Source organism: Pseudomonas sp. PB105 (genome assembly GCF_009764655.1).
Classification (GTDB): Bacteria; Pseudomonadota; Gammaproteobacteria; order Pseudomonadales; family Pseudomonadaceae; genus Aquipseudomonas; species Aquipseudomonas cyclaminis.
In genome coordinates this window covers 57,564-70,161 of record NZ_RWIO01000028.1, presented here as the reverse complement: position 1 = coordinate 70,161, position 12,598 = coordinate 57,564, and the positions used below count along the sequence as shown (strand labels likewise).

6 protein-coding genes are annotated in these 12,598 nt (G+C 61.9%); 1 reads left to right on the top strand and 5 read right to left on the bottom strand.

Annotated features, from left to right (window positions below):
* Positions 1-3 precede the first annotated feature (3 nt).
* Positions 4-315 (top strand): YqfO family protein, encoded by a 312-nt coding sequence (locus EJD88_RS05860; RefSeq protein WP_158877177.1) that lies wholly within the window; start codon positions 4-6, stop codon positions 313-315.
* A gap of 83 nt (positions 316-398) precedes the next feature.
* On the opposite strand, the gene EJD88_RS05855 is transcribed toward EJD88_RS05860, so the two are convergent.
* The 5 genes from EJD88_RS05855 to nagA form a co-directional block, all read right to left on the bottom strand.
* Positions 399-6,098: a membrane-targeted effector domain-containing toxin gene (locus tag EJD88_RS05855; RefSeq protein WP_158877175.1), complete on the bottom strand. Its 5,700-nt coding sequence runs from the start codon at positions 6,096-6,098 to the stop codon at positions 399-401.
* Positions 6,099-6,210: 112 nt separating this feature from the next.
* Complete coding sequence (gene nagE / locus EJD88_RS05850; RefSeq protein ID WP_158877173.1) at positions 6,211-7,902, bottom strand: N-acetylglucosamine-specific PTS transporter subunit IIBC; 1,692 nt, start codon at positions 7,900-7,902, stop codon at positions 6,211-6,213.
* A gap of 26 nt (positions 7,903-7,928) precedes the next feature.
* Positions 7,929-10,442 carry a phosphoenolpyruvate--protein phosphotransferase gene (gene ptsP / locus EJD88_RS05845; protein WP_158877171.1) on the bottom strand — a complete coding sequence of 838 codons (2,514 nt, stop codon included), beginning with the start codon at positions 10,440-10,442 and terminating at the stop codon, positions 7,929-7,931.
* Positions 10,443-10,478: 36 nt separating this feature from the next.
* Complete coding sequence (locus tag EJD88_RS05840) at positions 10,479-11,489, bottom strand: SIS domain-containing protein (protein ID WP_158877222.1); 1,011 nt, start codon at positions 11,487-11,489, stop codon at positions 10,479-10,481.
* Positions 11,482-12,588 (bottom strand): N-acetylglucosamine-6-phosphate deacetylase, encoded by a 1,107-nt coding sequence (gene nagA / locus EJD88_RS05835; RefSeq protein WP_158877169.1) that lies wholly within the window; start codon positions 12,586-12,588, stop codon positions 11,482-11,484. The genes EJD88_RS05840 and nagA overlap by 8 nt, the downstream gene beginning before the upstream one ends.
* Positions 12,589-12,598: the final 10 nt, after the last annotated feature.

The following is a 12,598-nucleotide window of genomic DNA, read 5'->3' as shown; positions in this document are numbered from 1 at the left end:
ACGGTGTACAAGCTCGCCTTCTTTGTGCCCGACAGCCATGTAGAGGCGGTGAAAAACGCCGTCTTCGCTGCTGGCGGCGGGCGCATCGGCGACTACGACAGCTGTGCCTGGCAAGTGCTGGGCCAGGGCCAGTTCCGGGCGTTGGACGGCAGCCAGCCGTTTATTGGCCAGGTCGGGCAAGTTGAAGCAGTCGAGGAATGGAAGGTTGAGCTGGTGGTGGCGGATGCGTTGATCAAGTCCGTTGTGGCCGCGTTGAAGCTCAGCCATCCCTACGAGACACCGGCCTATGAGGTGTGGCAGTTGGCGGATTTCTGATCCGGGTACTGCAGCAACACAAAACCCGTCGAGCCCTTTGGGCCGGCGGGTTTTTTATTGGCTTGTTGACCGTAGTCGCAGTTTTACGGGGCGGGTGTCAAGTTGACTTCAAACCTGAGGGCGCTCTCCAGGGTTTTTGGCGAGATGAAGCGCTTGTCCTTCAAGTGCCAACGATCAATGAAAAACAACCCGTTATCGTCGATCTGGATAGGGGTCGATACAATTTCACCGCTGCTGGAATGATGCAGCAGGTTCATTTCAGTGCTTGAAGGGTTTTCGATCATAAAGTACCCAGGGCGGCTTAATCGCGACCTGTCGGCTGTGGTGAAGAACGGCGATGACCGCCGGCCTTCTACACCGACTTTCAAGGTGAAATCGCTTCGGGCGGCACCGGGTTTCAGGCCCGTGTTGATCTCCCAGGTATCGGCGTGGATACCGGTGGGCGGTGACGGTGACGGCGCAACGTCCCGTACGTAGAGACTGACCGCATCGTGCAACTCCACCAGCCCGGGTACACCCTTGTTCGTATTGGTGTGGGCATTGCCGACAAAGGCCACCCATTTGTGAGCGCCTTGTGCGGCCTGGTCGGCCTCGATCACCTGTGATGCATAAAAGCTGAAGAGGCTGTTGCGGTTCAGGCCTTCACTGTCCACAAGACCTTTGAGGTAGTAACTGGCGGTGCAGTCCAGCGCCTTGATGCGAATCCCGTGTTTGTTTGCTTTCTCGATGACAGCGGTGAAGTGACTACCGCCCTCGTACCCGAGCATGTGTCCCCTGTTCAGCGCTGCCAGGTACTGTTCCAGTTTTCTGGTCAACAGGGCGGTCTTGAAAAACGTATCCAGATCCCGCTGGAACAGGTCGCTTGGCAGGTGTTCGAAATAGAGCGTCTTGACCCCCAGTTGCTCAAACGTACTCATGTGCTTGATCAGGAACGCCTTGCTCGACTGGTCACTGTGAACTTCGCCGATCACCAATCCTGCGGCGTCACGTTTGAAAATCTGACGGATGAACGTGTCGGCCGAGGTATCGGGTTTTATTTCAGGCAAGGCGGACCTGGCAGTCGCCGTCCGGTTCTTAAAGTATGTCTGCGCGTGATCCTGCAGCCGAAGGCGGGTTTCTTTAAAGGCACTGATTGCGCGGCGACCTTCAGCGTCAGAGGGAACATAGCGGGTGTCCAGCCCATCTGGGTGCCGGATCATTTGCAGCACGCGGTCGTGAAACTCGGGAGGCAGGTCGAACTTGGCAAGCACGCTTGTCGAAGGCGATACCGGACTTGTTGAAGGCCCGGCAGTGGTGATGCCTTTGTAGGAAGTGCGCATCGTCAGTCGGTAGTCGGCTTTGGCAAGTGCGTCTTCCGGTATGCCGCCAGCGGTATCTGCCCAGATCCCCACCGGCTGGTTCGGCCCCACATCTTCTATGCGCAGGGCGATGGTTTTTTGCAGGTCGGCCATGCCCGGAATCTGATTGAAAGTGCTCATGCGGGTTTGATGAACCAGTGCAATCCAGCCGTCATCCGGGTGAGCGGCGATGTCGGCTTCAATGACTTTATGCGAGTAGAAGTTTCTGAGGTCGTTGGTCCGGGGCGTAGTGGGCGGCGTGTCACCGAACATCAGCGCATCGTCGAGCTTGTACGAGGTGGTGGCATCCAGCGCCTTGATGGCGATGCCTTTTTTACGCGCGGTTTTAATGAGCATGGCGTACGAATAATAGGAATGCCTGTTGAAGCCAAAAGTCTCGTCGAGGGTGTTGAGGTGGCGATCAAGGTGCATTGACGACCGGCCAGGCGTGAGCTTTGCCAGCTTCGGCGCGAACACATCGCTCGGTATGTATTCCAGGTAGAGGCGTTTTATGTTCTGCCCGACGAACGCGTCGAGGTTGTCGATCAGGAATTTTTTGCTGGCAATGGAGCTGGGAATTTCGCCGATGACCAGGCCTTTGTTTTCGCCCACCAGCTGTTTGATCAGCGTGCGGTGAGGCGTGCTGGCCTCCAGCGCCAACACGTCGGCGCGTGGCGGCGGGATGTCCAGGTAGGTGAAGAAATTTTTCGCATCGTTGGCCAGGTTCGCGACCTGTTTTTGATACGCCTCATAGGCGGGCTGGTTGAGCAGGGCCAGGGAGAATCGGGTCCGCTCAGCGTAATCGGCTTGTTGGCGCAGAAACCGTTTGACCGATTCGGGGTTGAGGATCAACTCAAATTCGGGCAGGTGCTTTTTGGGAATTTCGTACGGATCCAAGGGTTGCAGTGGTTCGGGGACCTTTTCATATTTAGGTCCTGGAGCACCGCCCTTCACGCCGGTACGTACCCAGCGTCCGTCGGCATCCGGCGCTGCCAGGCGGCTGGTGGACACCAGTCTGCCGCTGGTGGGATCTGCGCGGTAGAGCAGGTAGCGTCCGATCGGGTCAGGTGTTTTCGGTGCCCAGAGCAACTGGCCTTCATGGATGACCGGCTGCATTGTGGCCGGGGTGAGCGGCGGCGGGTCCAGCTGTTCGATCAACTGCATGGCCTGGCGTTGTTCGGCGGTCCGTGCGACCTGGCGTAGCGGCCGACTCGCTTTGGCAAGGAGGCCCAGCGCCGGACGCAAGTCGGTGGCCAGCGCGCCAGCGGTATTGAGCACAAACCCGATGTAATGCCCGAGCGCCGCACCTGGGTCACCCTGGTTGTAGGCGTGCAGGGCAAGCATGCCGTCCTTGAACGCCAGCAATGCGCCCACGCTCAGGCTGACAACGGGAAAGGGCGCGGTGGCAATAGCTGCCAGCAACTCGACGCAGGTCCACAGAATGCCGCTGATCATCTGCGTGCGGCTGACGGTTGTCGCGTTGACGTTGTCGATTTTGCGCTGGATGTTCATGTTGTACAGCAGTCTGCGCAGATCGGGCACACCGGGGAGTGTGTGGATCGAGTCGTAGAACGCTGTGCTGCGGCTGGTGCTGTCGATGTGTTCGGGGAGGTTGTCCGCAGCCCGCTGCAAAAAAGTGCGGCCACGCATCTGCGACTGCAGGCCGACGCGCTCCATCAGATAGCCGGGCATGCCTTTGGTTTTTTTCAGCAGATAGTTGAATTGCCGGGCTTCGCGAAAGCTGATGCCGTCGGGGGCTTGCGGGGTGTACAGCAAGACCGGGTTGTCGGCGTGGCTGAACAGGTAGCAGCCGATCACCCAATCGCCATCGATCATCAGGCGATGGATCGGATAGGTGCTGCGTGCCGAGGCCGAGGTGTCGCCCATGGCATCGATGCTGCGTTCCAGCCAGTCCAGATCCACCCCGGCAATGTCGCCGAGCAAGCGCGACTCCAGCGCGGCGTTGCGCAATTGCAACTGGGTGATTGCCAAGGTGGCGTTGCGTCGGTAGTGATAGTCGGCCTGGGTTTCGTCGAGCAGTTTCGACTTGACGAGGTTGATATAGCGCTCGCCAATCCAGACTCCCGTGACAGAACGGGCCACCTGTTCCGGGCTCAAGGCGCTCAGATCAAGCCCTGGAGGGCCTTGGAAGCGGGCCGACCGGGAAAACTGCTCGTTGATAAAGCCTATCCCGTCGGCGTACCCGTCACGAAACAACTGCGTATAGCTGATGGGCGCCGAGGGCTTTACGAATAATTCAGGCGGGGCGTAGGCCCAGACGGTATCCGGATCGATATCGTTTTGCGCGCGGCCCAGCAGGCGGTTTAGTTGTGCCTTGGCCTGTTGGTGCACGTAAGTTTCAAAGGCCGGGACGTGCGCCTCGGATCGAGTATCTGCCTGATAGAGGGCTTGGGCGCCGACGGCGTCGTCGGCCTGGGTCGCCAGTTTTTTACGCAGATCGGCCGTCGTCGAGCGATACCAGGCCGGTGTGGCGTAATCGTAATCATCGATTCGCCGGCTCAGCAGATGCCCCGCCATGATCGTCAGGCATTGGACGTGATTGCACGGCGCATTGAAGGTGATTTCTTCATGCTCCTTTGCCGCTGGCTTGAAGCTGAGGCCGGTCAGCAGCTGTTTCAGCTTGGGTTGAAAACGCAAAGGCACCTGCTGCAATACGTATTCGCTCATGCCGGGTGTGCCGTTGTGCAGGCACCAGCCGAGGATATGCGCCTGCAGGTCGACTTCTTTGTTGAACCTCTGCCATTGCATGCCGCTCGGCGCATCGGGCGTGCACAGCAACAGACGCTGGATCGCTCCGTCGGCATCGCGCTGGCGCAACACCCACAGGTCGCGCAGTTGCGCGCCGTGAAACGACACACTCGACGCCTCCAGCTGCGCATCGTTGCCTTCACGCAGGCGTTGTACGAGGCGGTAATCGTCATCGTTGATATGCCCCTGCAACGTGGCCAGATACGCGAGTGCCTGGATGCGTTGGTCGAGCATTCGCTCGATAGCGGTTTTCAGCGGCGGCTGTTGCTGGATGGATTTTTGAACGTTGGCAAAGTCCAGGCGGGGTTGCAGTTGCGTCAGCACTTCAACCAGATACGCGGGTGTCAGCGATCCATAATCATCCTCAAGCGGCTCACCGGCATAGGTGAGCCGGGTGTTTGTGAGAAACGCGCTACCCGGTTCTTCATCATGGGTGTGCAGACCTCGCAGGGCCAGTTCGACAAGATTTTTGTGATCGTCGTATTCGCCGACGTCGACCACGTGGCGACGCGTGCTGATGTGCAGTTGCTGGGGATCGAGATCGTGAATGTCCAGGTCATCACTCAGGCGTTCGAGCAACTGGTAACGCGCCAGGGCGTGCGGGGTGGCGGCGGGGCCGAACAGGTCCAGCAGGTTCTGGCGTGCCTCGTTGTAGCTGGCCAGGTGCTCGGCGAGCAGCTGGCGCCGGGTAACGCTGGCGCTGCGATACCAATCCGGAGCGCTCAGGCGCAAGTGTCGCTCCAATAATGCCTGGGCGCGCAGCTCCAGGTAGGCCGTCAGGTCGGGCAGCGTCTGCTGGAGCGCACGTTCAAGGCGCTGCATCAACTGCGTTGCGCTGTTGGCTGGGTTGTCGGCGGTGTTCAATGCCCATTCGATGTCCTGGCGGCGTTTCTCCAGCAGGCTGTCGTAACTGTGTTCGAACAGCGGCTTGTCGCTGATGGGCGAGAGGGCCAGCGGCCAGATCGCGACCGTTGGCAAATGCTGGTAACGCGCCGGGAGCAGTTGGCTGAATTCGTTGACGTGCAGCAAGTGGGCGTTGAGTTCACCCAATGAGTCAAAGGCTTCCAGGCCGCGAACGGGAGTGAACAACAAGACCCTGCCGGGCAAGGCTGAGGTTGCCAGGTCATTGACCGGCGCCACGAACGGTAAGCTGATGATAAACGCACCAGCCAGTTCTACGGTGTGCTCCTGGTACTGGAACGTCAGGGCCCACGCCGCGGGACGCAACTGCGGGCCGAGGCTCAGCCTCTGCACGTCCTTGAAGTCATCCCGGTGCAACAGGCGATCCTCGACGCCCAGTTTGGCCTGATGTTCAAGGGCAGTGAAACCGGCGGTATAGGTCATGAATGTCTTGCGCGACTGATTCGAGATCAGGTCACGCGCCTCCAGGTCCGACAGCCTCTGCGCCAGCTCACGCTTGAGCGCGTCCAGCACTCGCCGGCCGTCATCGGTGTGCAGGTCGGCCGAGGCGAGCGCCTCAAAGGCGGCGCGACTGTTTTTGAAAAACACCCGGTTGGCGGATATGAGTGTGGTGTTCAGTTGTTCGAGGAAGGCCAGCGAGGCCGAGGATTTTTGCCCGATTCGCGGCAGCTCGACCTTCAGTAAATGACGGGCGATGTTGGCAATATCACCTTTGATCGCGTCGTAGGAAGGGGGTGTAACGTCAGCGGTGCTCATAGGCCCGTTTTCCATGCTGAGGAGTAGAGTCGTCAGCATGGAAAAGCTGGGTTGGCGGTGGGCGGTATATAGGTGGGCCAGGCCTGGGCGCTAGCCTGCAGCCACTACCGCTTCAGGCCTGGCACTTGACCAATCGTTCCAGCGCTTGACCCAATCCGGGTGCCTTGTCACCCATCAACAGGTGCCAGACACCGCTTTCTAGCTGGCGTACACCCAGGCAGCCCCGCGCAGTGAGATCAGCTTCAGACAAGCCTGAGTCATCTGCCAACTCCACCCGCAAGCGCGTCATCGCCACCACTCCCAACTGGCGCACATTCGCCCGGCCACCCAAGGCATCCAGCCATTTTTCGGCTTCCCGCACATTCACCTCGACCGGCTTATCCACAGGCGCAACCGCCACGGGCGCAGTCGCGGCAAACGACGGCATGGCCAGTCGGATCTCATCCGCAATGCTGTCCGCCATTGGCCCGACCACCACTTGCAAACTGCCACCGTTGCCTGGCCGTACCACTGCCATGGCGCCCAGCGCTTTCAGTTGCGTGTCTGCCGCTTTGTTGCGATCAACCAGGTCCAAACGCAACCGTGTCGTGCAAGCACCGACGCTCAATAAATTTTCTGCACCGCCCAACGCACTGATATACGCGCTGGCGCGCTGGTTGTCGGTCATGGTTTGCGCCTGTGCGACGACGATGTCTTCGCGTCCTGGCGTCTTGAGGTTGAAGCGGCGGATGCAGTAGCTGAACACGCTGTAGTAGATCAGTGCATACGCCACGCCGACCGGCACCACCCGCCAGCCGTTGGTGGATTTGCCCCAGCCCAGCACCATGTCGATGAAGCCGCCGGAGAAGGTGAAGCCCAGGTGAATGTCCAGCAGGTTGGTGACGGCCATCGACAGGCCGGTCAACAGCGCGTGCAGCAGGAACAGGAACGGCGCGAGGAACATGAACGCAAATTCGATGGGTTCGGTCACCCCCGTGAGGAACGATGTCAGGGCCATCGACAGGAAAATCCCGCCCATGATTTTACGGCGCTCCGGCAACGCGTGGCGGTACATCGCCAGGCACGCGGCGGGCAGGCCGAACAGCATCACTGGGAACATGCCGGTCATGAACTGGCCACCGTTCGGGTCGCCGGCAAAATAGCGGGTCAGGTCGCCGGTCACCACCGCGCCTGTCGCCGGGTCAGTGAAACTGCCGAACACAAACCAGGCCATGTTGTTGAGGATATGGTGCAGGCCGGTGACGATCAGCAAGCGGTTGAACACACCAAAAATAAACGCACCGAGGCTGCCGCTTTCCATCAGCAACACGCCGAAGCTATTGATGCCGTGTTGGATCGGCGGCCAGATCAGCCCAAAGATTACCCCCAGCCCGACCGCACTGAACCCCGTGACAATCGGCACAAACCGTCGCCCGCCAAAAAATGCCAGGTATTCCGGGAGCTTGATGTCCTTGAAGCGGTTGTACAGCGCGCCGGCCATCAAGCCGCTGACGATACCTGCGAGCATGCCCATGTTGATGGTGGTATCCATCACCTTGAGCGTCGAGATCATCACCAGGTAACCGATCGCCCCGGCCAGCCCGGCCGTGCCGTTATTGTCGCGGGCAAAACCCACGGCGATACCGATGGCGAAGATCAGCGCCAGGTTGGCGAAGATCGCCTGCCCGGCATCGTGCATCACCGCGATGTTCAGCAGGTCGGTGTCACCCAGGCGCAGCAGCAGGCCGGCAATCGGCAGGATCGCGATGGGTAGCATCAGCGCACGGCCCAGGCGTTGCAGGCCTTCAATAAACAGTTGGTACATGGCGAGTCTCCTTTTTCTTGTTGTTGTCAGCTCAATGGCCAGTGGCGGTGACAGGCTTGGCGAACGGCCTTGGCGCTGCTCAGGTTGAGCAATTCCTGGCTCCGTTGCCGGCATTGCGCGGCGTCCAGATGGCGCACGCGATCCTTGATTTCGCCAATTTGTGGCGGGCTCACGGACAGCTCGCGCACCCCGAGGCCAACCAGCACGGGAGTGGCCAGCGGGTCGGAGGCCAGGGCGCCACACACACCGACCCACCGGCTATGCTTCGCCGCGCCTGCGCAGGTCTGGGCAATCAGGCGCAACAGCGCCGGGTGCAGCGCATCGACCCGGGCGGCCAGGCCGGCGTGGTCACGGTCCATGGCCAGGGTGTATTGCGACAGGTCATTGGTGCCGATGGACAGAAAGTCCGCATGTTCGGCCAGTTGTTCGGCCATCAGCGCGGCGGCCGGTACTTCGATCATCACCCCCAGTTCCGGGCGTTGGGTCAGTTCCAGTTCGGCACATAGCTCATCCAGGCGCTGGCGGATGTGCAGCAACTCGTCGACTTCGCTGACCATCGGCAACAGGATCCGGCAGCGGGCCAGCGGGCTGACTTGCAGGAGGGCGCGCAGTTGCTGGTCGAGCAGTTCCGGGCGCACCTGGGCCATGCGGATACCGCGCAGGCCCAGCACCGGATTGGCCTCGGCGGGCAACGGCAGATAATCGAGTTGCTTGTCGCCGCCGACGTCGATGGTGCGGATGATCACCGACTTGTCGCCCATGGCATCCAGCACGGCCTGATAGGCCAGGCGCTGTTCCTGTTCATCGGGCGCGGTGTGGCGGTCAACGAACAGGAATTCGGTACGCAGCAGGCCAACGCCGTCGGCGCCGTTTGCGAAGGCAAGCTGTGCTTCGCTGCTGGAGGCCACATTGGCGGCGACTTCGACACCCACGCCGTCGAGGGTCTGGGCCGGCGTCCGGGCGAGGGTCTGTTGCTGCTGGCGCTTGAGCTTTTGCGCATCGCGGATCTGATGGACTTCGGCGTGTCGTGCCTCGTCGGGGTGCAGTTCAAGGCGGCCATGGGCAGCGTCCAGCACCACCCGTTGGCCTTGCGGTACATCCAGCACTTCGCCGCCCAATGCCACTACGCACGGCAAACCTTTGCCCCGGGCCAGGATCGCCACGTGGGAGGTGGCGCCGCCTTCGGCCATGCAGATGCCGGCCGCGTTTTGCGCGCTCAGTTGCAGCAGGTCCGAGGGAGTCAGCTCATGGGCGACGACAATGGCGCCAGCGGGCAACTCAAATTGCCAGGCCTCGCCCAGCAGTGCGCGCAATACTCGTTGCTGCAAATCCCGCAGATCGTTGGCGCGCTCGGCAAACAAGGGTTTACCCAAACCCAGCAACACCGCGCATTGGGCCTGGATTGCATTGCGCCAGGCATGGGTAGCGGCGCTACCTTGTTCGATGGCGCCAGTGGCGGCGTCCAGTAGTGTCGGGTCTTCCAGCAGGGCCAGATGGGCGGCGAAGATCTCTTCTTCCTCGACGGCCTTGCGCTGGCGGGCGTGCTCCAGGGTATTGCGGATTTCGCCGCGTACCCGTTCCAGGGCGCTGTTCAGGTGTTGCAGTTGTTCATCACGCGCATGGTTACCCGGGTCCTGCGGCAGCTCGATGGTGTTGAGCCGGAACAGCGGCCCGCAGACCAGGCCGGGGGCTGCGCAGACACCCTGCAATACGCCCGCTTCGGTATTGAGCGGGCGCGCCGCGACGATCACCGGGGCGTGCACTTCTTCGTGGGTGGCAACGGATAACGCTGCGACCAGTGCCTGCAACGCCGCATCACAATCCTTGCCCTGGCAGGTGACCTGTATCTCGTCCTGCTCACCGATGCCCAACCCCATCAACCCCATCAGGCTGGCGCACGACGCCGATTTACCGGCGAAATGCAGCTGCGACTGGCTGCTGAAGCCTTGGGCGGTCTTGCGGATCAGGGCGGCGGGGCGCGCATGCAGGCCGCCGCGATGGGTGATGCGCACGCTGGCGCTGGCATGTGCCTGGGAGTTGTCGGCCACCGCAGCCTGCACGGCGCCAGCCTGACGCGCGACGATGCGCAGCAATGCCTCGCCGACCTTCACAGTATTCAACGCCACCGGGCGCACTTCGAACTGTTCGCCATTGGTGAGAATGATCAGGCTGACCAGGCTTTTGCACTGGCGGGCGATGCGGTCCAGGTCAAAGCGCACCAGGGCTTGCCCGTTGCTGACCCGCGTACCTTCCTTGACCAGTAAGGCGAAGCCTTCGCCTTGCAGTTCGACGGTGTCGATGCCCACGTGCAGCAGGACTTCGGCGCCATTGTCGGCGCGGATGGTCAGGGCGTGGCCGGTACGGGCAACATGGATCACCACGCCAGCGCACGGCGCATGCAGGCAGTCGTTGAGGGGGTCAATGGCAATCCCGTCGCCCATGGCACCACTGGCGAACACTTCATCTGGAACGTTGCCCAGGGTCAGCACCGGTCCGCTAAGAGGGGCGCTGAGGGTGAGGTCATTATTATTGTCGGGCATGGGCACGGTACTCATCAGGAAACGACGGAAATCAACTCAATGGGTGCGAGTGACTTTGCTCAGGTGACGGGGCTGGTCCGGGTCCATGCCCCGGGCCTGGGCCAAACCTGCAGCCATCACATAGAAGCTCTGGATCGCCAGGATCGGGTCCAGGGCCGGGTGTTCGGCACGGCTCAAGGTCAGGTCGCGTTCGTCGATATCGTCGGGCGCGGCCAGCAGTACTCGGGCCCCACGTTGGCGCATTTCCGCGGCCAGGGTCAGCAGGCCCGGCTGTTCGGCGCCGCGTGGGGCGAATACCAGCAGCGGGTAGTTGTCATCAATCAACGCCATCGGGCCGTGGCGCACTTCGGCGCTGCTGAAGGCTTCGGCCTGGATCGCCGAGGTTTCCTTGAGTTTGAGCGCGGCTTCCTGGGCGATGGCAAACCCGGCGCCACGGCCGATGACCATCAGGCGCTGGCTGCCTTTGAGGGCGTCGACGGCCAGGCGCCAATCCTGTCTGGCGGCGTCACGCAGGCCCTCGGGCAAGGCCTGACAGGCTTGCAGCAAGTCGGCTTCTTGATTCCAATGGCCGACCAACTGGGCGCTGGCGCTCAAGGTGGCGATAAAGCTCTTGGTCGCGGCCACGCTGCGCTCGGGACCTGCGCACAGTGGCACATGGAATTCGCAGGCGGCTTCCAGGGGCGAGTCTTCGGCATTGACCATCGACACACTCAAGGCCCCGCGCTTGCGCAGCAGGCGCAGGCTGTTGACCAGGTCCGGGCTCTGACCCGACTGGGAGAACCCGAAAGCCACCTGACCGCTGACCTTCAGCGGCGCCTGGGACAGCGTCACCACGGACATCGGCAACGACGCCACCGGAACGCCCACGTGCTGCATGGCCAGGTAGGCGAAGTAGCTGGCGGCGTGGTCCGAGCTGCCACGGGCGATGGTCATCGCCACTTGCGGCGGCTGGCGGCGCAGGCGTCCGGCGATCTCTTCGAGTATCGGGTTCAGGCCATGCAGTTGCGCCGCGACGGCCTCACAGGAGGCCAGGGCCTCTTCAAGCATTTTTGAAGTCAATGGTTTCTCCTTCGACCATTACGTCGGTGAGGTGCAGGGAGCGGTCCAGGCGTACGCAGTCGGCAAAGCTGCCGGGTTGCAGGCGGCCGCGTTGTTCCAGGCCCAGATAGTCCGCCGGAAATTGCGACAGGCGCTGTGAGGCTTCGTTGACCGGCAGGCCGATCTTCACCAGGTTGCGCAGCGCCTGATCCATGGTCAGGGTGCTGCCGGCCAGGGTGCCGTCGGCCAGGCGTACGCCGCCCAGGCATTTGGTCACGGTGTGGCTGCCCAGCTTGTACTCACCGTCGGGCATGCCGGCGGCGGCGGTGGAGTCGGTGACGCAGTACAGGCACGGGATCGAGCGCAGGGCCACGCGCATGGCGCCGGGGTGCACGTGCAGCAGGTCCGGGATCAGTTCTGCGTAGGTCGCATGAGCCAATGCCGCGCCGACGATGCCCGGCTCGCGGTGATGCAGCGGGCTCATGGCGTTGTACAAATGGGTGAAACTGGTCGCGCCGGCAGCCAGGGCGGCGACGCCTTCTTCATAGCTGCCCAGGGTGTGGCCGATTTGCATGCGCACGCCGCGTTGGCTGAGGGCGCGGATCAGGCCGTCATGGCCGGCGATTTCCGGGGCTATGGTGATCACCCGGATCGGTGCCAGGCGCAAATATTCCTCGACCTCGGCCATCAATGCGGTGTGGGCGAAGTTGGGTTGCGCGCCAAGTTTGCCGGGATTGATGTAGGGACCTTCCAGGTGTACGCCCAGCACACGGGCGCTGCCGGCCGGGCGGTATTCGCAGAACTGGCCGAGTTCACCGAGCACCCGGGAGATTTCCTCGACCGGGGCAGTCATGGTGGTGGCCAGCAGCGAGGTGGTGCCGAAGCGCACATGGGTGCGGGTGATGGTCTCGAAGGCGTCGATGCCTTCCATGATGTCCTTGCCGCCGCCACCGTGCACATGCAGGTCGATAAAACCCGGCAGCAAGTAGGGCAGGTCGTTGTCGGCCGGATCGCAAGGCACGCCTTCAATGGCGCTGACCTTGCCTTCGTGGTGCACCAGGCGGCCGCGAATCCAGCCGTGGGGCGTGAGGATATTGTCTTCGGACATGGGCAGTTCT

Bases quoted from the DNA above. Each gene is read 5' to 3' on its own strand.
- EJD88_RS05840 (WP_158877222.1), bottom strand. From the start codon at position 11,489: ATGCTTGAAGAGGCCCTGGCCTCCTGTGAGGCCGTCGCGGCGCAACTG.
- nagE (WP_158877173.1), bottom strand. From the start codon at position 7,902: ATGTACCAACTGTTTATTGAAGGCCTGCAACGCCTGGGCCGTGCGCTG.
- EJD88_RS05855 (WP_158877175.1), bottom strand. From the start codon at position 6,098: ATGAGCACCGCTGACGTTACACCCCCTTCCTACGACGCGATCAAAGGT.
- nagA (WP_158877169.1), bottom strand. From the start codon at position 12,588: ATGTCCGAAGACAATATCCTCACGCCCCACGGCTGGATTCGCGGCCGC.
- ptsP (WP_158877171.1), bottom strand. From the start codon at position 10,442: ATGCCCGACAATAATAATGACCTCACCCTCAGCGCCCCTCTTAGCGGA.